General features: G+C 64.9%; 20 protein-coding genes. 12 read left to right on the forward strand and 8 right to left on the reverse strand.

Annotated features, from left to right (window positions below):
- Positions 1–24: 24 nt before the first annotated feature.
- The gene (gene gltX / locus ACNJYA_RS18260) at positions 25–1,452 is read right to left on the reverse strand and encodes a glutamate--tRNA ligase (RefSeq protein WP_439403347.1); all 1,428 of its coding nucleotides are present in this window, start codon (positions 1,450–1,452) and stop codon (positions 25–27) included.
- 155 nt (positions 1,453–1,607) lie between these two features.
- On the opposite strand from gltX, the gene ACNJYA_RS18265 reads away from it, so the two are divergent.
- From ACNJYA_RS18265 to ACNJYA_RS18280, 4 genes are all read left to right on the forward strand, one after another.
- Positions 1,608–3,284, forward strand: a complete 1,677-nt coding sequence (locus tag ACNJYA_RS18265; RefSeq protein WP_439403348.1) for a glutamine--tRNA ligase/YqeY domain fusion protein — start codon at positions 1,608–1,610, stop codon at positions 3,282–3,284.
- Between the two features lie 9 nt (positions 3,285–3,293).
- Positions 3,294–3,680 carry a YybH family protein gene (locus ACNJYA_RS18270; protein WP_260379303.1) on the forward strand — a complete coding sequence of 129 codons (387 nt, stop codon included), beginning with the start codon at positions 3,294–3,296 and terminating at the stop codon, positions 3,678–3,680.
- Positions 3,681–3,876: 196 nt separating this feature from the next.
- Positions 3,877–4,110: a DUF2171 domain-containing protein gene (locus tag ACNJYA_RS18275; protein WP_172783597.1), complete on the forward strand. Its 234-nt coding sequence runs from the start codon at positions 3,877–3,879 to the stop codon at positions 4,108–4,110.
- Positions 4,111–4,206: 96 nt separating this feature from the next.
- The gene (locus tag ACNJYA_RS18280; protein WP_439403349.1) at positions 4,207–6,486 is read left to right on the forward strand and encodes a ComEC/Rec2 family competence protein; all 2,280 of its coding nucleotides are present in this window, start codon (positions 4,207–4,209) and stop codon (positions 6,484–6,486) included.
- Positions 6,487–6,611: 125 nt separating this feature from the next.
- Here the strand turns inward: ACNJYA_RS18280 and ACNJYA_RS18285 are convergent, their stop codons facing one another.
- The 3 genes from ACNJYA_RS18285 to ACNJYA_RS18295 form a co-directional block, all read right to left on the reverse strand.
- Positions 6,612–7,046: a hypothetical protein gene (locus ACNJYA_RS18285; protein ID WP_172783599.1), complete on the reverse strand. Its 435-nt coding sequence runs from the start codon at positions 7,044–7,046 to the stop codon at positions 6,612–6,614.
- 375 nt (positions 7,047–7,421) lie between these two features.
- On the reverse strand, positions 7,422–8,123 hold the full coding sequence (lexA, locus tag ACNJYA_RS18290; protein ID WP_036009965.1) for a transcriptional repressor LexA: 702 nt from the start codon (positions 8,121–8,123) through the stop codon (positions 7,422–7,424).
- A gap of 176 nt (positions 8,124–8,299) precedes the next feature.
- On the reverse strand, positions 8,300–9,508 hold the full coding sequence (locus tag ACNJYA_RS18295; protein WP_439367257.1) for a molybdopterin molybdotransferase MoeA: 1,209 nt from the start codon (positions 9,506–9,508) through the stop codon (positions 8,300–8,302).
- Between the two features lie 132 nt (positions 9,509–9,640).
- On the opposite strand from ACNJYA_RS18295, the gene ACNJYA_RS18300 reads away from it, so the two are divergent.
- Positions 9,641–9,868, forward strand: a complete 228-nt coding sequence (locus ACNJYA_RS18300; RefSeq protein WP_172783601.1) for a hypothetical protein — start codon at positions 9,641–9,643, stop codon at positions 9,866–9,868.
- A gap of 39 nt (positions 9,869–9,907) precedes the next feature.
- A complete protein-coding gene (locus ACNJYA_RS18305; RefSeq protein WP_439367487.1) occupies positions 9,908–10,072 on the forward strand; it encodes a type II toxin-antitoxin system RelE/ParE family toxin in 165 nt (54 codons plus the stop codon).
- Between the two features lie 186 nt (positions 10,073–10,258).
- Here the strand turns inward: ACNJYA_RS18305 and ACNJYA_RS18310 are convergent, their stop codons facing one another.
- The 3 genes from ACNJYA_RS18310 to ACNJYA_RS18320 form a co-directional block, all read right to left on the reverse strand.
- Positions 10,259–10,462, reverse strand: a complete 204-nt coding sequence (locus tag ACNJYA_RS18310) for a hypothetical protein (protein WP_128265692.1) — start codon at positions 10,460–10,462, stop codon at positions 10,259–10,261.
- A 157-nt stretch (positions 10,463–10,619) separates the two neighbouring features.
- Positions 10,620–11,243: an HAD family hydrolase gene (locus tag ACNJYA_RS18315; protein WP_212257216.1), complete on the reverse strand. Its 624-nt coding sequence runs from the start codon at positions 11,241–11,243 to the stop codon at positions 10,620–10,622.
- 24 nt (positions 11,244–11,267) lie between these two features.
- Positions 11,268–12,401: an alpha-hydroxy acid oxidase gene (locus ACNJYA_RS18320; RefSeq protein ID WP_439367260.1), complete on the reverse strand. Its 1,134-nt coding sequence runs from the start codon at positions 12,399–12,401 to the stop codon at positions 11,268–11,270.
- Positions 12,402–12,706: 305 nt separating this feature from the next.
- Here ACNJYA_RS18320 and ACNJYA_RS18325 point away from each other — a divergent pair, with 305 nt between their 5' ends.
- A complete protein-coding gene (locus ACNJYA_RS18325) occupies positions 12,707–14,044 on the forward strand; it encodes a S41 family peptidase (RefSeq protein ID WP_212257215.1) in 1,338 nt (445 codons plus the stop codon).
- Between the two features lie 109 nt (positions 14,045–14,153).
- Here ACNJYA_RS18325 and ACNJYA_RS18330 read toward each other — a convergent pair whose 3' ends face one another.
- Positions 14,154–14,408 carry a hypothetical protein gene (locus tag ACNJYA_RS18330; RefSeq protein ID WP_172783606.1) on the reverse strand — a complete coding sequence of 85 codons (255 nt, stop codon included), beginning with the start codon at positions 14,406–14,408 and terminating at the stop codon, positions 14,154–14,156.
- 440 nt (positions 14,409–14,848) lie between these two features.
- On the opposite strand from ACNJYA_RS18330, the gene ACNJYA_RS18335 reads away from it, so the two are divergent.
- The 5 genes from ACNJYA_RS18335 to ACNJYA_RS18355 all read left to right on the forward strand — a co-directional run bounded on the left by ACNJYA_RS18335 (position 14,849) and on the right by ACNJYA_RS18355 (position 20,482).
- Positions 14,849–16,099, forward strand: a complete 1,251-nt coding sequence (locus ACNJYA_RS18335; protein ID WP_439367262.1) for an OpgC domain-containing protein — start codon at positions 14,849–14,851, stop codon at positions 16,097–16,099.
- Between the two features lie 168 nt (positions 16,100–16,267).
- On the forward strand, positions 16,268–16,981 hold the full coding sequence (locus ACNJYA_RS18340) for a Spy/CpxP family protein refolding chaperone (protein WP_439367264.1): 714 nt from the start codon (positions 16,268–16,270) through the stop codon (positions 16,979–16,981).
- Between the two features lie 24 nt (positions 16,982–17,005).
- On the forward strand, positions 17,006–19,003 hold the full coding sequence (locus ACNJYA_RS18345) for an FAD-binding oxidoreductase (protein WP_439367266.1): 1,998 nt from the start codon (positions 17,006–17,008) through the stop codon (positions 19,001–19,003).
- A gap of 1 nt (position 19,004) precedes the next feature.
- Positions 19,005–19,709, forward strand: a complete 705-nt coding sequence (locus ACNJYA_RS18350) for an iron reductase (protein ID WP_172783609.1) — start codon at positions 19,005–19,007, stop codon at positions 19,707–19,709.
- Positions 19,706–20,482 (forward strand): class III cytochrome C family protein, encoded by a 777-nt coding sequence (locus tag ACNJYA_RS18355; protein ID WP_439367268.1) that lies wholly within the window; start codon positions 19,706–19,708, stop codon positions 20,480–20,482. Before ACNJYA_RS18350 ends, ACNJYA_RS18355 begins: the two co-directional genes overlap by 4 nt.
- Positions 20,483–20,575 lie beyond the last annotated feature (93 nt).

Below are 20,575 nucleotides of genomic sequence, written 5' to 3' on the forward strand. Positions count from 1 at the left end.
AAGATCGCCGCACGCATGGTCGACTTACGTCGTAGCCTGATCCTTGAGCCGGGCGAGGCTTTCCTGGCGGCCCAGCACGTCCAAAACCTCAAATATGCCGGGCGACGTCGTCCGTCCGGTGAGCGCCGCCCTGAGCGGCTGGGCGACCGCGCCGAGCTTGAGACTATTTTCCTCCGCAAAGGCGCGTAGCGCGGCCTCGGTGGTGGCGCCGCTCCACGTCTCGACTTTCTCCAGCGCGGAATGAAGCTGGCCGATCAGCTTGCGGTTCTCGGGCGTCAGCAGCGCCTCCGCCTTGGGATCGAGCGCCAGCGGCCGGTCGGCGAAGATGAAATGGGCGCCGTCGATCAGCTCGATCAACGTCTTGGCACGCTCCTTGAGGGCCGGCATGGCCTTGAGCAGCTGCGCGCGCGTGGTGTCGTTTAATTTGGCCTTAATCTCGTCACGGCTCGGCACGATGTGGTCGAGCACGTCCTCGAACATCCTCACGAGCGATTGATCGTCGGCGTGGCGGATGTAGTGGCCGTTGAGGTTTTCCAGCTTGGCGAAATCGAAGCGGGCGGCGGCGCGGCCGACGCTGGCGAGATCGAACGCTTCGATCATCTCCTCGGTCGAGAAAATCTCCTGGTCGCCGTGGCTCCAGCCGAGCCGGACGAGGTAGTTGCGCAGCGCAGCCGGCAGGTAGCCCATGGCGCGGTAGGCATCGACGCCGAGCGCGCCGTGCCGCTTGGACAGTTTCGAGCCGTCCGGGCCGTGGATCAGGGGGATGTGGGACATGCTCGGCAGCGCCCAGCCCATCGCATCGTAGATCTGCTTCTGCCGGGCGGCGTTGATCAGGTGGTCGTCGCCGCGGATCACATGGGTGACGCCCATGTCGTGGTCGTCGACCACCACCGCGAGCATATAGGTCGGGTTGCCGTCGCCCCGCAGCAGGACCAGATCGTCGAGGTTCTCGTTCTGCCAGACCACGCGGCCCTGGACCTGGTCCTCGATCACGGTCTCGCCGGTCTGCGGCGCGCGCAGGCGGATGGTGGGCTTGACGTCGCTCGGAGCCGCCGCGGGGTCGCGGTCGCGCCACATGCCGTCATAGAGGCGGGTGCGGCCTTCCGCCCGCGCCTTCTCGCGCATGGCGGCGAGCTCCTCGGCGGTGGCGTAGCAGCGGTAGGCCTTGCCGTCGGCCAGCAGCTGCTCGGCGACCTCGCGGTGTCGGGCGGCGCGGGCGAACTGGTAGATGACCTCGCCGTCCCAGCCGAGCTCGAGCCACTTCAGCCCGTCGAGAATGGCGCCGATTGCCGCCTCCGTGGAGCGTTCGCGGTCGGTGTCCTCGATCCGCAGCAGCATCTTGCCGCCGTGCTTCTTGGCAAAGAGCCAGTTGAACAGCGCCGTGCGGGCGCCCCCGATATGGAGGAAGCCGGTCGGCGAGGGAGCGAAGCGCGTGACGACGGAATCGGACATTCTTGGCAGGGCCTATGCATTGGAGGCGGTGGTGTATAGCAGGAACGGGACATAACTAAAGGGCGGCGGCGGACCTGACAGGCCTTGCTTAAGCTCTTGGCGCGGCCGCGCGAATTTGGCAGAAGAACCGCTGATTTCCCTACAGGATTTTCGTAATGACAGAACCGGTGGCAGCTGAGGTTGGGCGCGATTTCATTCGTGACATCATCCAGGCCGACCTCGACCAGGGCAAATACAAGGAGATCGTGACCCGGTTCCCGCCGGAGCCGAACGGCTATTTGCACATCGGCCACGCCAAGTCGATCGCACTCAACTTCGGCATCGCCCAGGAGTTTCCGGGCCGCTGCCACCTGCGCTTCGACGACACCAATCCGGTCAAGGAAGAGCAGGAATATATCGATTCCATCCAGGCCGACGTGCGCTGGCTCGGCTTCGACTGGGGCAAGAACCTGTTTTTCGCCTCGGACTATTTCGACCGCCTGTATGAATGGGCGGAGCAGCTGATCCGCGACGGCCTCGCTTATGTCGATGACCAGACCCAGGAGGAGATCCGCCTCTCGCGCGGCACGCTGACCGAGCCCGGCAAGAACTCGCCGTTCCGCGACCGCTCGGTGGAGGAGAATCTCGACCTGTTCCGCCGCATGAAGGCCGGCGAATTCCCCAACGGCGCGCGTGTGCTGCGGGCCAAGATCGACATGGCCGCGGGCAACATCAACCTGCGCGACCCCGTGCTGTACCGCATCCTGCATGCGCACCATCCGCGCACCGGCAACGCATGGTGCATTTATCCGAGCTACGACTATGCCCACGGCCAGTCGGACGCGATTGAAGGCATCACGCATTCGATCTGCACGCTGGAGTTCGAGGACCACCGGCCGCTCTACGACTGGTTCATCGAGAAGCTGCCGGTGCCGTCCAAGCCGCACCAGTACGAGTTTGCGCGCCTCAACCTGACCTACACGCTGCTGTCCAAGCGCGTGCTGACGCAGCTCGTCCGCGAGGGTCATGTCGCCGGCTGGGACGATCCGCGCATGCCGACCATGGCGGGCATGCGCCGCCGCGGCGTGCCGCCGGCCGCATTGCGCGAATTCGTCAAGCGCATCGGCGTCGCCAAGGCAAACAGCGTCGTCGATGTCGGCATGCTGGAGTTCTGCATCCGCGAGGAGCTGAACCGCACGGCGCAGCGGCGCATGGCAGTCTTGAGGCCGCTCAAGGTCGTGATCGAGAATTATCCGGAAGAACAGACCGAGGAGCTCGAGGCGATCAATCATCCGGACGACGCTAGCGCCGGCACGCGGAAGATCACGTTCGGCCGCGAGCTCTATATCGAGCAGGACGATTTCATGGAGAACCCGCCGAAGAAGTTCTTCCGCCTGTCGCCGGGCAACGAGGTGCGGCTGCGTTACGCCTATTTCGTCAAGTGCACCGGCGTGATCAAGAACGACCAGGGCGAGGTGGTGGAGCTGCGCTGCACCTATGATCCCGCGACCAAGGGCGGCAACGCGCCCGACGGCCGCAAGGTCAAGGCGACCATGCACTGGCTGCCGGCGGCGACGTCCAAGCCGGCGGAGATCCGCATCTACAACCAGCTGTTCGCCAATCCGAGTCCGGACGCCTCGAATTTCGCGGCCGATCTCAACCCGAACTCGCTCGAGATCCTCGCCGATGCGCGGGTCGAGGCGTCCGTTGCCGAGAGCAATTCGACCGAGCCGATGCAGTTCGAGCGCCAGGGCTATTTCGTCCGCGACAAGGACTCGACGCCGGGCAAGCCGGTGTTCTCGCGCACGATCGGCTTGCGCGATACGTTCGCCAAGGAAGTCGCGAAGGGCTGAGGCGAGGGCATGAGCAGCGAAGCCGACGCCATCGTTTCCGCCATCATCGCGAAATGGTGCGCCGGCTTCGCGACGCTCGATGCGGCCGCGCTGTCCTCGCTCTATGCGAGGAACGCGTTCTTCTTCGGCTCGAACCCAAAACTCTATCGGGGCAGGGACGGCGTTGCCGATTATTTCAACGGCCTGCCGCGCTGGCGCAGGCCGAGCGCGACCTTCTCCGACGTGTACGCCGCGCAGGCCGGCCCTGACCTGATCAACATGGCCGCGATCATCACGTTCGATCTCGCCGGCGAGCGGGACGACCTCGTCGTCAAGATGAGCTGGGTCATCATCCGCGAGGAAGGCGACTGGAAGATCGTCAATCACCACGCCTCGTCGCAGGCGCCGCTGATTTAACGGTCGTTCCATCAGTGTCGTCATTCCGGGGCGCGCCACTCGGCGCGAGCCCGGAATCCATACTCACGATGGTGGTTATGGAATCTCAGATGCGCAATTGCGCATCATAGCTCGCGACTCCGTCGCGCCCCGGAATGACGATTGAAACGAACGCGCGCCTGCCGCGTTGGCCGCGATCCCAACCAAGGATCCCGCCATGCAGAACATCGCAGAGCATATGGAAGTCATCGGCGCCGACGGTGTCCATGTCGGCACCGTCGACAGGGTAGAGGGCAACCGCATCAAGCTGACCAGGAAGGACAGCGGCGAGGGCAGCCACAAGGGCCACCATCATTTCATCGACAAGGGCCTCGTTGCCGATGTTGAAGGCAACAAGGTGCGGCTGTCCGCCAAGGCGGACGTCGCCGTGACGATGGAAGAGGAAAAGTAGGGCGCTCCGTCGCCCGTTCCCGATCTGTACCGCTATTCGCGCAGCCGCACGGTCCGGTAGCCTCCGCACCCGTCGCGTATCGCAAGGTGCAGGGGAATGGCGGAGCCGGGGCGGCCAGGACGCTCCCAGGGAGTTGCCGGGACGTGGCCGGTCGGCCGCGCCGCCCCGGCCGGCGGCTTTGCGCCGGCGGGGTTTGGCATCTGGCCGGCCATCGTCGAAATGCTGCGCCAGTGGGCGCGCGCCGAGGCCGGGCCAGGCCGGCTGTTGCCGTGGGTGCCCGTCGCCTTTGGCGGCGGCATCGCGCTTTATTTCGCCGCCGATCATGAGCCGGTGCTGTGGGTGGTTGCCGCGACGGCCATCGCGCTGATGCTCGGCGCGGTGTTGCTCCGGCGGAGCCGGCTGTTTGCTCCTGCCATCATGATCGCGGCGGTCGCCGCCGGATTTGCCATGGCGACCTGGAAGACGGCGCGCGTCGCCCATCCCGTGCTCGCCAAGCCGCTTTATTCGGTGTCGCTGTCGGGCTTCGTGGAAGCGCGCGACATTCGCGAGCGTACCGATCGCTTCGTGCTGCGCGTCAGCGCGATGGAGGCGCAGCGCGGCGACGTCAAGCTCGAGCGCGTCCGCCTCTCGGTGCGCAAGGGCACGGCGCCCGAAGTCGGCAGCTTCGTGCAATTGAAGGCGCGGCTGCTGCCGCCGATCTCGCCGGTGCGGCCCGGCAGCTATGATTTCTCGCGCGACATGTTCTTCCAGAGCATCGGTGCCTCCGGCTTCGTGATGGGCGCGATCACGGCGTCCAGGCCGCCGGATGCCGGCGGCCTGCGGCTGCGCTACGCCGCCTTCATGCAGGGCCTGCGCGATGCAATCGACGCGCGCATCCGCGCAACGCTCGAAGGCGACAACCGGGCGATCGCAACGGCGCTGCTCACGGGGCGGCGCGATGCGATTACCGCGCCGGTCAACGATGCCATGTTCGTCTCGGGGCTCGGCCATGTGCTGTCGATCTCCGGCTATCACATGGCGGTCGTCGCCGGCGTGGTCTTCTTCGCGGTGCGCGCGCTGCTGGCCTTGATCCCGGGGCTGGCGGCCGGCTTTGCCATCAAGAAATGGTCGGCGGCCGCTGCGCTGGTCGCGGCGGCGTTCTACCTGTTGCTGTCGGGCGCGGAGGTCGCGACGCAACGATCGTTTTTCATGACGGCGGTGGTGCTGATCGCCGTCATGGTCGACCGCCGCGCCATCACCTTCCGCACGCTGGCGGTGGCGGCGCTGATCGTGCTCGCGGTCGCGCCCGAGGCGCTGGTGCATCCGAGCTTCCAGATGTCATTTGCGGCAACGCTCGGGCTGGTGGCGCTGGTGCAGATCGGCATGCCGAACCTGCTTGCCTCACCCGATCATTCCGCGACGGCGCGGATCGCGCTGTGGGGCGGCCGCGAGATCGCGATGCTGTTCCTGGCCTCGCTGATCGCGGGGCTCGCGACCACGCCATACGCCGCCTTCCACTTCCATCGCGTGACGCCATACGGCGTGCTCGCCAATCTCGGCGCCATGCCGGTGGTGTCGGCGCTGGTGATGCCGGCCGGGCTGTTGGGGCTGCTCGCGGCCCCCTTCGGGCTCGACGGCGTGTTCTGGTGGTTGATGGGAATCGGCATCGAGTGGATGGTCCTGGTCGCGCGCTGGGTGGCGGCCCTGCCGGGCGCCGTCGGCCGCATTCCGGCGTTCGGGATCGCGCCGCTGATCGCGGCGAGCCTCGGGCTCATCGTGATGGGCCTGTTGCGCACGCCCTTGCGCTGGTCCGGCGCCCTGGTGCTGCTGGCGGCGATCCTCTGGGGGCTGTCGATGCGCCAGCCTGATGTCCTGATTGCCGGGGATGGCGCGAGCGTCGCGGTCCGGGGCGGGGATGGGCGCTTGCAAGTGATCCGCGCCAGCAAGGACAGCTTCCTGCTGAAGGAGTGGCTGGCCGCCGATGCCGATCCGCGTGATGCCGGCAACGCCTCGTTGGCGAGCAGCGTGTCATGTGACGAGTCCGGTTGCGTGGCGCCGCTCGCGGACGGACGGCTGATCGCGTTGGCGACGCGCATCGACGCGCTGGCCGATGATTGCAGCCGCGCCGCGTTGGTGGTGACGGCGCGGCCCGCGCCGCCCGATTGCGCGGCGATGGTGGTCGATCGGGCGCGTCTTGCCAGTCAGGGCGCGCTGGCTCTGACGCGAAGCGCAGAGGGTTTTTCGGTGCAGGCGGTGAGGGCGAGAGGGGCAAGCCGTCCTTGGCTGCCGGCCGGCGCCGGCGAGGGGGATTTCGACGGCAGCCTCGTGCCGAAGACGGCCGTGCCTCGCAACCGGGACGCAACGCCATCGGAGGCCGACTTGCAGGCCGACGATTGAAGATCAATGCGGGGAAAAACCGGTCCGACGGGATCCCGCAGGACGCAAACCATACCATCTCGCCGGCCGCGGCCGGCGATGGCATTTGAATTTGGCCCTCGACTTTTCGGTCGGGGCCGACCGCGTCAGCCGATCGGCAGGCGCGTGATCGTGGGCCGCGTGTCGGCGACGATCTGCGGCTTGTGCTCGCGCTCGATGGCTTGCTGCGTCACCGGCAATTGCAGCACGGTCGCGCGCTGGCCTTCGACGAGCTGCGTCACCAGCACGTACTTGCCGTCCGGAAATTCGATCGCGTCATGATGGCGATCGGGAATGTGCGGGTCGATCTTGCCGAACTTGCCGACGCGGGAGTTGACGGTGCGCGTCCAGATCCAGCGGTTGTCGTAGCGGACGTTATCGGCGAAAGCGAGCTCCGTTCCCGGCAGCAGACAGACCGCGACGGAGAGATCGGCTTCGGAGGCGAAGCCGCGCGTCGAGGTGCCGCGGAAGGTTGTCGTGACGATCGTCTCGCCAACTTCGGCGGGGCGCGTCGCGACGGCATGCAGGCTATAGTCACACATCGGGTGCTCCTCATACTGGGATAGCGACCCGCGTCTCTTTCGAGGCGCAGGCCTCTATCAGAGTGGAAGCCTCCAACGCTCTGCTCGGTTATGGGCAAATCTGCGGCTCGCATCCGCAGCACGCGATCACATTATCTTTCCCGGATTCGATAGGAACAAACCTCGCGTCCTTGCATTTGGCCCGCACTATCGGCGCTGTCGGCACAACTCTACCGGCGGAGCGAAATGGCCGCGTGTCCGCATGGGCGAGTGTCGCGCGGGAAGAGGCGCCGAACAGTCAGCGCAGAACCAGAAAGACCATCCAGCCGGAGCGGACAAGTATCCGCTCCAATCTTGGATCGACGATCGAAGCGCGCGTAGCGCTTACTTCCGGTATCAGTACTTCCGGTAAAGCCCGATCAGCTTGCCCTGGATCTTCACGCGGTTCGGCGGAAGAATGCGGACCTCGTAGGCGGCATTGGCGGGCTCGAGCGCGATCGAGGCGCCGCGGCGGCGGAAGCGCTTGAGCGTGGCCTCCTCGTCGTCGATCAGCGCCACCACAATGTCGCCGGTATTGGCGGTCTCGTTGCGCTGGATCAGCGCCATGTCGCCGTCGAGGATGCCGGCCTCGACCATCGAATCGCCGCGCACCTCGAGCGCGTAGTGCTCGCCGGAGCCGAGCATGTCCGGCGGGACGCTGATGGTGTGGCTGCGGGTCTGCAGCGCCTCGATCGGCGTGCCGGCCGCGATGCGGCCCATCACGGGCACCGCGACGGGGCGCTCGCCCTCATCCGCGGGCGGGCTGGAGCTCGCGCGCACCTTGCCGAGATTGCCCTCGATGACGCTCGGGGTGAAGCCGCGGCGATTGCCGGCTGCGGCCTGGAGCTCGGGCAGCTTGATCACCTCGATGGCACGGGCGCGGTTGGGCAGGCGGCGAATGAAGCCGCGCTCCTCAAGCGCAGTGATCAGGCGATGAATGCCTGACTTCGAGCGCAGGTCGAGCGCATCCTTCATCTCGTCGAAGGACGGCGGCACGCCGCTTTCCTTCAGACGTTCGCTGATGAACCGCAGAAGCTCGTATTGTTTGCGCGTCAACATCTCGACCAAAGTCCCCCGGTTGATGTCGTTCGATTCCGAGACGATGAAGTCGGCAATAAGCCGCTACATCCTCGAAACAAATCATGAACGGACACTATATGTTCGATATGTGTTCCGCAACTGCTTAATTTATGGTGAACGCGGCCGAACTCGCGGAATGCGTGTGGCTCAGCAGCTCAGACGGGCAGCCGCAGCACCTCGCAAGGTGTGCCGGCCTCGGCCTTCGGCGCGAACGGTGCGCGCACGAGAAGTACCTGTGCCGCAGAGAGATTCGCAAGCAGGGAGGAGTCCTGATGGCTGACGGGAAGGGCGACGCGCGTGCCGTCGTCGCGCACCTCCAGCCGCGCACGCAGATAATCCTCGCGCTGATCGTTGGCGCCGAGGTCGCGGCCCAGCACGGCGCGCTCGCGCTGATGATGAATCACTGAACCGCCCGACAGGGCCCGAATCAAGGGCACCATGAACAGGAAGGCGCACACGTATGACGACACGGGATTGCCGGGCAGGCCGATCACGCGCATCGCGCCGAGGCGACCATGCATCATCGGCTTGCCGGGCCGGATCGCGATCTTCCAGAACGCCATCTCGATGCCTTCGCCCTTGAGCGCCTGCTGGACCAGATCGTGGTCGCCGACCGACGCACCGCCGGTCGTGACCAGGATGTCGGCACCGCTCTCGCGCGCGCGGCGGATGCCGGCGGACGTGGACTCCAGCGTATCGGCGGCAATTCCGAGGTCGATGGTCTCGGCGCCCTCGCTGCGGGCAAGGGCGTGCAGGGCATAGCCATTGGAATAGACGATCTGACCGGGACCAGGCGCGGTGCCCGGCATGACCAGCTCGTCGCCGGTGGCGAGAATCGCGACCCTCGGGCGGCGGATAACGCCGAGATAAGGATGATTCATTCCGGCGGCGAGGGCGAGATCGCGCTCGGTGAGACGGATTCCCTTGCGCAGCAGCACGTCGCCTTCGCGGAAGTCGACGCCCGCAGGGCGGATGTGCCGGCCACAAATTGCGGCTTCCTTGATCGTGACATGCTTGCCGTCGGCAATTGTGTCCTCCTGGATCACGACGGCATCGGCGCCGTCGGGAACGACGCCGCCGGTGAAGATCCGCACGGCTTCGCCGGGGCCGACCCTTCCCGCGAACGGCCGACCCGCCGCGACCTCACCGACGACGGTCAGCCTGGACTCGATGGCCGCGTCGGACGCGCGCACGGCATAGCCGTCCATCGCCGACATCGCCTCCGGCGGCTGCGTGCGCCGCGCCGCGACATCGTGCGCGAGCACACGATGGTGGGCCTCGTCGAGGCGAACCATCTCTTCGGCCAGCGGCTCGGCGCCGGTCAGCACCGCGGCGAGCGCGTCAGAAACCGGCATCAGGGCCACGGGCGAACTCCGCAACAAATCAGGACTCGGTCGGCAAGTTCTAGCTGAGCGGAGGGACTGAAGCAAAAAGGCCTCCCTGGCCAGCAAGAAGCCACACTTCCTTTCGGTCTCGGGTCGGCTTATCTTCTGTCCATGACAAAACTGCTCGAAAAGGCGCTCAAGGCCGTGCGGCAGCTTCCTGCGGATAGCCAGGACGAGATCGCGCGCGCCATGTTGGCTTTGAGCGACGGCGGAGAGGAGGCTGAGGAAATGGATCCCGGCCACCTTGCGGCGGTCCTCGAGGGGCTCACACAAGCGAACCTCCGGCAATTTGCGTCTGACGCCGAGATCGAAGCAGCCTTTCGCCGCTTCGAGCGATGAGGCTCAGATTTACGACGCGCGGCCAAGGATCTGATTGAGATTGCCGACTATGTCAGGGAGCACAGCCCGCAAGGTGCATTGCGCGTGCGCGCTGCGATTCTTGAATCGCTTCAAAATCTCGTTCGCTTTCCACGGCTTGGAAGACCGCAGAAGGTCGAGGGCGTACGCAAGCTGGTAACGCGGCGGTACCCTTATCTGGTCTAATACCGGCTGGAAGTAGAGGCTGGCGAAATCGTCATTCTCGCGATCAAGCATCCCACGCAGGAACGCGAGCACTCGGATGGTTGAGCTGGCTCAACTCCGCCGCGGCATGATGCGGAAGGCGAGGCAGACCGGAACGAGGATAGCCATGGCAAGGACGAGAATGACGAGCGCCACGGCCAACATCGGTCAACGCTCCGTCGGATCGCCCGGACTGAAATCCGCGACGTCGGGCGCCTTGGGGCCCTGATCCTTGTCGGGCAGCGGATCGGCCTGGGATTTCAGGTCGGCGGCCTTGCTGATCAGTTTGGCGGAGAGGTCAGAATCCGAGGTGGTTCTGGCGAATTCGAGCAGGAGAGAAGCCTGCTTGGTGAGATAGGTCTTGCCCAGCACGTCGATCAGTCCAATGTAGAAGGCCCAACGGACTCATGAGTCCGAAGGGCAGGATTCCGTTCCCGGAACTCTGTATAAAAATGCACAAAGTGATTGGGTTCCTCATCTCCACCAAATTTAGCCCCTGGAACTGAGCACGGTCCGGGCTTCCTGTGGCTCAGATCCCCAGCGCTTTCAATGCGTTCCCGACGTCGCGCGGCGAGGTGACATGCACGGCGGTCAAGCCGCGTGCCCGCGCTCCTTCGATGTTCTCGGCGAGGTCATCGAAGAAGACGATGCGCTCGGCCGGCGCGCCGATCGCCGCGACGACATGGTCGAAGGCCTCGGCATCCGGCTTGCGCAGGCCGATGCTGGAGGACAGATACAGCTCGCGGAAATGGCCGAGCAGACCGGCATATTCCTTCGAGAAATAGTCGACGTGCGGCCGATTGGTGTTGGAGAAGGCGTAGAGCGGCATCCGCTTCGCCGCGCGCGGCAACAGTTCGGCGATATCGGGCATCTCACCGGCGAAGATCGCGTTCCAGCCTTCCAGGAACTGCGCATCCGAGATACCGATCCCGAGCGAGGATCGGAGCGAGGCGAAATAGTCCGCGTCGCTGATCTTGCCCATCTCGTGCAGGCGGTAGGCCTCGTCGCGCACATAGCGCGCGATGATGGCCTCGGGCTGGCAGCCGGCATGTCCCGCCCAGCAGGCGATCGCCTTCGAGAAGTCGATGTCGAGCACCACGCGCCCGAGGTCGAACAGCAGCGCATCCGCGCTGCCGGGAGAGAGCGATGTCATTGCGTCCTTTTCACTTCAGTATGCTCAGTAACGATAGGGATCGTGGTCGAACAGCGGGAACGCGCTGAACACGCTGGGCGCGTTGGTGGCGGTCGCCGGATGCAGGCAGGACTTGTCGATCTCGGCGAATGAGGTGGCGCCCAGGAGGCCGAGGCAGCGCAGCACCTCGTCTTCGAGCAGATCCAGCATCCGCGCGACACCGGCTTCGCCAGCTGCGGCCAGCGCCCAGCATTGCAGCCGGCCGATGCCGACGAGGTCGGCGCCCGCCGCGATCGCCTTGACGATGTCGGTGCCCCGGCAGAAGCCGCCGTCGACCATGATCTTCGCGCGGCCCTTCACGGCGTCGACGATCTCCGGCAGGACGTGCATGGCACCGCGGCCGTGGTCGAGCTGGCGGCCGCCATGATTGGAGACGTAGATCCATTCGACGCCGTGATCGAGCGCGATCTGTGCGTCCTCGGCGGTGGCGATGCCCTTGAGGATCAGCGGAATTTTGAACTTGTCCTTGATCATCTTCACGGTCCGCCACTCCAGGCCCTTCTGGAAATCGCCGCCGGTGGCGCGCAGGCGGCTCTCGCGAACGTAGCGCTTGGCGATGTCACGTTCACGACGGCTGTAATGGGCGGTGTCGACGGTCAGGCAGAAGGCGGCATAAGCGTTCTTCTCGGCCCGGCTGACGACGTCGGCGACGAAGGCATCGTCGCCGCGGACATAGAGCTGATAGAGACGCAGTGCATCAGGGGCAGCCTCGGCGGTCTTCTCGAGACCGGGCTCGGACACCGAGCTCAGCATGTGCGCCGCGCCGAACGTGCCTGCAGCGCGCGCGACGCTCGCCGCGCCGTCCGGATCGAAGATCTCGAGTGCGCCGACGGGAGCCAGCACCACCGGCAGCCGCACCTTGCGGCCGAACTGCTCGACGCTGCCATCGACCTTGCGCACGTCGCGCAGCACGCGCGGGCGGAAGGCGATCTCGTCGAGCGCCATGCGGTTGCGCCGCATCGTGGTCTCGGTCTCGGCGGCGCCGACGATGTAGTCCCAGGCATTCTGGTTGAGGTTGGCGCGCGCCTTCCGGACGAACTCGTGCAGGTTCTGGAACGGCTCGTCGCTGGCACCGAGCTCGACGTTCCGTTCCGGCCGGATGCGGGGCGCTTCATTCATTGTTGTCCTCCCGAGAATTTGAAGTCTTATCGCCATCGCCTATCGCGTCCGGCCCTCCAAAACCATCCTAAAATCGCATAGCTGCGAGGCGTGGGCGGCCCGACCGCTGTCGTCTTGCGTCGAAACAGTTTCGGAACGTTGCCAAAAGTTTAGGCCAAGGCGAAGGGATTTCTTCGGTCGACCCGCCTGTGTGGCGTCCCGGCCTTGAAGAAACCAGAATGGTATTGTGAGAGATGGGCTGGATCGCCATTTGCATGGCGCGTCCCAGCCTCAAGAGAACCGCCCAGCAAAAGGCACCCTCATCCATGCGGAAATCCCTGCTGTTCCCCCTGGGCGCGCTCACCGGAGCGTGTCTGACCCTTCTGGTAGCCAGCCCGCAGGGCGGCGTATGGGCGGCGCGGGCGGCAGTGAGCGCGGATGATGCCTATGCCCAACTCAATCTGTTCGGCGCGGTGTTCGAGCGGGTCAAGGCCAGCTATGTCGAGAAGCCCGACAATGCCAAGCTGATCGAGGGTGCGATCACCGGCATGGTGACCTCGCTCGACCCGCATTCGCGCTACATGAATGCCAAGGCCTGGACCGAGATGCAGGAGACCACCTCCGGCGAGTTCGGCGGCCTTGGTATCGAGGTCACGATGGAGGATGGCCTCGTCAAGGTCGTCTCGCCGATCGACGACACGCCGGCTTCGAAGGCCGGCATCATGTCCGGCGACCTCATCAGCAAGATCGACGGCGAGGCCGTGCAGGGCATGACGCTCGAGCAGGCGGTCAACAAGATGAAGGGGCCGGTCGACACCAAGACCAAGCTCACCATCATCCGCAAGGGCGCGGATGCGCCGCTCGACGTCGCGATCACGCGTGAGATCATCCATGTGCGCCCCGTGCGCTTCCACGTCGAGAACGGCGACATCGGCTATATCCGCATCACCTCTTTCAACGAGCAGACCACCGACGGCCTGAAGAAGGCGATCGCCTCGGTCTCCAAGCAGGTCCCGCAGGAGAAGCTCGCCGGCTATGTGGTGGACCTGCGCAACAATCCTGGCGGCCTGCTCGACCAGGCCGTGTCGGTGTCGAGCGCCTTCCTGCAGCGCGGCGAGGTCGTCTCGACCCGCGGCCGCTCTCCGGAAGAGACGCAGCGCTTCACCGCCCATGGCGGCGACCTCACCAAGGGCAAGCCGCTGGTGGTGCTGGTCAACGGCGGCTCGGCCTCAGCCTCCGAGATCGTCGCCGGCGCACTGCATGATCACAAGCGCGCGACGATCATTGGCACGCGCTCGTTCGGCAAGGGCTCGGTGCAGACCATCATTCCGCTCGGCGCCGACCACGGCGCGCTGGCGCTGACCACGGCACGCTACTACACGCCGTCGGGCCGCTCGATCCAGGCCCAGGGCATCGCGCCCGACATCGAGATCCTCCAGGACGTCCCGCCCGAGCTGAAGGGGCGGATGGACACCATGGCGGAGTCCCAGATGCGCGGCCATCTGTCGGCCGCCGACGGCAGCGAGCAGACCGGGTCGCAGTCCTACGTTCCGCCGGAAGAGAAGGACGACAAGGCCCTGCACGCGGCCTACGATTTCCTCCATGGCGTCACCGCAAATGCCGTCGCCGCCAAGCCTGCGACCAAGGCTGCAGTGCCGAACTAGACCTTACGAGCTCTACAGATAATGGATCGCCCGGGAGCGGATGGCCGCTTCCGGGCGATTTCGTTTGCAGCGCCGTCCCAGTTCGGGATCGCGGCACGGCAAGCCTTGGTCATTGCGGCTTCTTCGCGCCGGTATGGTGCGGGACTTCCGTCTTCGGCCCGCCACCATAATGGTGGCTGCCCCCGGAACCGCTGGTCGTTCCGCCGTCGCTCTCCTTCTTGCCCATGTGATGGGGGACCTCGGTCTTCGGTCCGCCCGAATAGTGATGGCCGTTCTTCTCGTCGGTCGCGCTCTTCTGCGCCATCGCGGGCAGCGCAACGAAGGACATGATCGCGGCCGCGATGATCAGCTTGCGGTGACTCATTTGGTTTCTCCTGTTCGAATTCATCAAGTGGTGCCAATCAAGTCCCGGTGGCTTGATCGAGCCGCAACCAAACCCGGAGTGCGATCGTCCGGGTTGAGCAAGATCAACATGCCGATGCGCATGCCGAGTGCTGAGATGTGAAGACTCGTCGAGTTGCTGCAGGCGACGCGAAGCGGCGATCTTCTTACAGAAAAAAATCTTAAGCCGACGCGCGAAATCGTAACCTCGTGCAATGCCCTCAAGCATGTCGCTCGGGGGGCATGTAGTCATCGGCAGGTGAACTGCCGATGGAGGACGAGATCCATCTCGATTTATTACGCGATTGAACCACAAAAAGAATTTGCTGGTGCGTCGACCGGCTTTGATGTCCGTCAAGCGGGCAACAACGACGCAACCTAGCGTGCCGGCTCGAACGAGCGACGACGAGGTTGCGATCCGAAATGGCGATCGTAATGATGGAGAACGTGCGGTTGACTGAAGAGACGGTTAACGACCCCGCGCAGCCCCTGCAAGTTATGCTTCTGTTGCGTCGTCGGCTGTGGGAGACGATCACGATCAGATCCGTGCTGGTCGTGCCGCGGCGCGATCTGCGTCTCGATCTTTTTCGCGGCCTCGCCAACTGGCTGATCTTTCTCGGGCACATTCCGGATTCCGCGCTGGTCTGGTTCACGACACGCAATTACGGCTTCAGCGACGGCGCCGATCTGTTCGTGCTGATCTCCGGCTACACCGCGACCTTCGTGTTCGGCGCGATGATGATGGAGCGTGGCTTCGTCATCGGAGCAACCCGGCTGCTGCGGCGGGTGTGGCAGCTCTATGTCGCTCACCTTCTGTTGTTCTTCGTCTATCTCACGGCCGTGCACTACATCGCGCACAGGTACGACGATCTGCATTTGATGGATCAGTTCAACGTCGCGCCGCTGATGAATTTTCCGGTCGAGACGCTCGCACAGGGCCTGATCCTCAAGTTCAAGCCGCTCAATCTCGACGTGCTGCCTCTCTACATCGTGCTGATGGCCGCGTTTCCCGCCGTGCAGTGGGTCATGCTGCGCTGGCGCAACGCGGTGATGATCGGCTCGCTCGGTCTGTATCTGGCGGCCCGCCATTGCGGATGGAATTTGCCGTCCTATCCGGCTGGAGTCTGGTACTTCAATCCGTTCGCCTGGCAATTGCTGTTCGTCTTCGGCGCCTGGCTGGCCTTGGGAGGGGCGGCCGCGAGCCGCTGGCTGCTGTCGTCCCGCACGGCGTTCGCCTTCAGCTGTGCCGTCCTGCTCTTTGCGCTGGTCGTGACGCTGGCCGAACGAATCCCGGGACTGCGCGATTCCGTCCCTGAAGGGCTCGCCGCGATCTTCATTCCGAACGACAAGACCAATCTCGGTCCCTATCGTCTCATCCATCTGGCGAGCCTGATGCTCATCGTCGTCCGGCTCATCCCGATCGACTGGCCGGGCCTCAAGTCGCCGCTGCTGCAGCCCTTGATCAGATGCGGCCAGCAATCGTTGTCGGTGTTCTGCGTCGGCCTGTTTCTGTCCTTCGTCGCGCATTTCGTGATCGAGTCGGGCTCCGAGGGAATATGGACGCAGCTGATCGTCGGTGCAGCGGGTCTGTGGATCATGACGATCATCGCCTATTACCGGACGTGGTCGAAGGATGTCGACAGGAGCCGCTCGGCCCAGGAGACGGGCGGATGATGACGTCCGGGCTGATCTCGCGGAAGAGACCATCAAGCCGCGTGGCACGTCCGTGCGTAAGAGCCGGAGAAGCTTCGCGTCCATAAGGCCTGACTGCCGCGCGCCTCGTCGTCTGATCGCCCACCTCGACGGTCAGATGACCAACTGAACCAAACCTGGAGAATGAACATGAACTCGAGAAATGTCGTCATGAGCGCAGCCACGTTCGCCGTGCTCGTCCTGGGGGCGGTTGTGCTGTCGCCGGCATACTCCGCCGATCCTGCTCGGATCGCGATGATGGATGACGACAAGATGAAGAGGCCCGATCCCTCGGATTCCGGCAGCAAGATGAACATGGGCCAGCCGGCAGGGCAATCTCAGAGCATGGGCGGCGGCCGGATGAACGACGACAAGATGAAGATGTCGCCGCAAGGCCAGATGCGGGACTGCCAGGGTGCGGGCTGTCAGGAGAACTCCGGCATGATGCAGATGATGCCGATGATGATGCAGATGATGGAGAAGATGATGCGCGGCCAGATGAGCCCATCCGGCGGCAGCGGTGGAATGAGCGGTCCGGCGGACGTGACCGAGCGGCTCGAAGGGCGGATCGCTTTCCTGAAGGCGGAGCTGCAGATCAGCGACAAGCAGAGTGCGGACTGGAATAACGTCGCGGACGCATTGCGGTCGAGCCGGCAGCACCTCCTGGAAGCGCGCAAGATGCTCGTCATGGACGACAAGCTCGGCGGTGCGGATCGTCTGGAGCACTACGAGCGGCATCTGTCCGAGCGTCTGGAGGCGATCAAGTCGGCTCGCTCGGCCTTCACGCGGCTCTACGCGTCGCTGAACGAAAGTCAGAAGCAGACCGCCGATACGATCCTGCTGCCTCTGATCGCATCGTTCTGACCGCCGATGTGAACGCGCAAGATCATGTCCGGTCCGATCCTTCGACGTCGCTTCGGCCTGCTTGCGCTGGGCATCCTGGCGAGCCAGCTCACCGCGATGGCCGCGCCGGCATCCGACGTCGGCCGCGGCGTAACAGCTGCCGCCGAAAGGTTCGCGCAGCCTTGGAAGGTCGCGGAGGCTGAGGGCGATCACGCGGCGCACCATCCCGCCGGGGCCGGCGGCGAGGCGAGGCCGGAGCCGGAGGGATCGGCCGGTCCGAGCGATGGACAAGCGGCTGGCGGGTCGCCCGCCGCTTCGTCCGCCGGAATGATGGGCGGAATGGACGGCATGATGGGCCGGCCGCGCAAGGCGTTCTATCCGGCATTGATGGAGATGCCGGCGCTGTCTGCCGAGCAGAGGAGCAGCCTGGAGAGCGAGGCGCACGCGCGGATCGGCGCCGAGACCGATCGCCTGGCGGATGCCGAAACGAACCTGCGGCACGCCATCGCCGGCGGCGACATCGCCGCCGCCGATCAGGCCTCGCGCCGGCTTCGCGAGTCCCTGAACGCGGTCCAGAGCGGCGTGGTCGCGCTGCGTTCGCTTCACGAAGGCAAACCGCCACAGCAGATCGCGCAGGCCTGGTTCAAGTCGCAAATGAACCTGCCGTCTGCCCGAAGCACTGTGGATGCCGATGACGGCGCGACCGGGATCTCCTGGTTTCACGTCACCACCATGGCGCTGCTGGCGCTGTTTTCGGTGGGGATGCTCGCCGTTTACATCGCGCGCATGCGCCGGGCGAACGCGCTCGTCGACCGGCTGACGCGCGTGGCAGTCGCTCCGGCTGCGGTCACGCCAATCATAACCACTGTAACCACGCCAGCCGCCAGTCCGCTGAACGACATCGGCGGAACGACGACTTCCGGGGATACAGACCGCCGACCGCCGCGCGGTGCGGCGAGTAGCCCCTGGAAGGGCAAGCTGAGGGTCTGCGCGATTTATCGGGAGACGCCTGACGTGAAGACCTTCCGACTGCAGGCGGCGGAGGGTGGTACGATTCCGTTTGCGTTCCTGCCCGGGCAGTTCCTGACCTATGCCATCGAGGTTGACGGACAGACGGTCAGGCGTTCCTACACGATCGCCTCGTCCGCGGCGCAGACCGCCTATGTCGAGACCACGATCAAGCGCCAGGAAGGCGGGCTGCTGTCCGACTACATGCACGGCCAGCTGAAGGAGGGGGACCTCGTCGATGTCACGGGCCCGTCCGGCGCCTTTACGTTCACGGGCACGGAGGCCGACAGCGTCGTCCTGATCGGTGGCGGGGTCGGCATCACGCCGTTGATGGCGGCGATCCGCTATCTCTCGGACATCGCCTGGCCCGGCCAGATTTACCTCATCTACGGCGCACAGACGACCGAGCAGTTCATCTTCCGGGACGAATTGGAATACCTGCAGCGCAGGATGGACAACCTGCACGTCGCGGCCACGATGATGCGGGCCTCAGGCACGTCCTGGATGGGACGCGAGGGGCAGATCACGGCCGAATTCCTGATACAGGCGGTGCCGGATCTTGCGAAGCGGCGCGTTCATCTGTGCGGTCCGCCCGGAATGATGGATGCGCTCCGCAAAACCCTGATCGGCCTCGGCGTGCCTGGCGAGCAGATCAAGACCGAAGCCTTCGGGCCGGCCCGCGGCGCCGTTCCACCGGCCGGCAAGGCCGCCAGCGAAGCGCAAATGGCGGAAGGAGAAGCGGGCAACCGAGGGGCCGCAGCAGTCGGTCCGGCAACGGCGACCATTCGCTTCGCCAAATCCGGCAAGATGGCGGCGCTGCCGCCGGACAAGAGCGTGCTGGAGGTTGCCGAGAGCGCTGGCGTTGCGATCGACTATTCCTGCAGGGCAGGGGTCTGCGGCGTCTGCAAGACGCATCTGTTGCAAGGCAACGTGACGATGGAGGTCCAGGACGCCCTGACCGCGGAGGACAAGGCGAACGGTCTCATCCTGGCCTGCCAGGCGAGATCGGTCGGGGATCTGGTCGTCGAGGTCTGAGATGTTGACCGGGAGAGAGCGCCTGATCGCCGACGCCGTGCTGGCGGCCCTGCTGCTGCTGGCGCCGGCTTTCGTGCTTCACTCAGACAGCCGCTTTGCCGGAAGCCTCGCCGGCTTCATCCTCGGCGCGTTCGCGGCCGCGCTGATGATCCTGCTTCTCGCCTATCCCATGACCAAATACAGCACGAGGCTCAAGGCCCTCGTCACGCGATGCGTGTCGATGCCGACGCTCCTGGCGTTTCACGCCTATGCCGGGATCGTCGCTGCATTCCTCGCGCTGCTGCATACCGGGCACAAGCTCCAGAGTCCGCTCGGGATCGCCCTTCTGACCAGCATGCTGATTGTGGTTGTCACCGGATTCGTCGGCCGCTATTACCTGCCGCAGACCGCGATGGAGCTGCGCCAGCAGCAGTCGCACCTGGCGACCTTGAGGTCGGCCTATGAGCGCTGCGCAGCGGCGATGTCCCCCGATCGGGATCCGCGAGACGGGGGCGGGATGCATGCACTGGCGTTGCAGGACGTGCCGCTGCTGCAGCTCGTCGACGGCATTTCCGATCTCGAAACGGCGATCGGATCGAGCGAGGCGGTCAAGGCGATCTTCATGCAGTGGATCGGGCTCCACGTCCTGGCGGCGATCGTCATGTACGCGCTGCTCGCGGTGCACGTGGCCACCGAGGTCTATTATGGGCTGCGGTGGCTCGCGTGACTGTCAGGGGCGTGCTCTATGTCGTGGTCGCGACCCTTGCGGTCGCGAGCGCGGCGGTCGCATCGATTGCCCTGTACCGGGGCAGCCCGGGACTCGTGCCGGGTTGGACAAGGCTCGTCAGTCCCGGGCCGCTGTCCGCCAAGCACGCATTTCTGGCCGACAGATGCGAGAGCTGCCATTCGCCGGTCAAAGGCGTCGAGGCAGCCGCCTGCATTACCTGTCATGCGCCTTCGGCCGCGGATCTCGCCAAGCAATCGACGGCGTTTCATGCCGTCATCGGCGGTCAGTGTTCCGGCTGCCATCGCGAGCACGCGGGCGACTCGCGTCCGATCCGGATGAACCATGCGTCATTGCTGCAAGTCACGATGGCGGCCTCCGGTAAGAGGGGGTTCGAGTGGAGCGCGGTCGATCAACTGAGAGCCGATCTGACGGAGTTTCTCGGACTGCCAAAGTCCGACTGGCCCGAAAGGGCCGCGCTCGATTGCGCCAACTGCCACAGCAACCGGGAGCCGCACCGCGGATTGTTTGGACGGGAATGCGCCGATTGCCATGCGCTGGCGTCCTGGAAAATCACGGGCTCCCTGCATCCGTCGCCAACCTCGAAAGACTGCGCCGAATGTCATAAGGCGCCGCCGAGCCACTATATGGACCATTTCATGATGGATCGGATGATTGCGGGACAGGAGCATGCATCGGTGGACCAATGCTTTTTGTGCCACACGACGGACTCATTCAATAACATTAAGAGCGTCGGCTGGATGAAGCACCATTGATGGTTGAACGCGACGCCGGTGGGCTTCCAACATTACGGGATCCGCGAAAAATATTTCATGGGCTGCTTGAGGTAGATGTCTTGCCGAAGCCGA

It is taken from the genome of Bradyrhizobium sp. BLXBL-01 (genome assembly GCF_051853025.1).
Classification (GTDB): Bacteria; Pseudomonadota; Alphaproteobacteria; order Rhizobiales; family Xanthobacteraceae; genus Bradyrhizobium.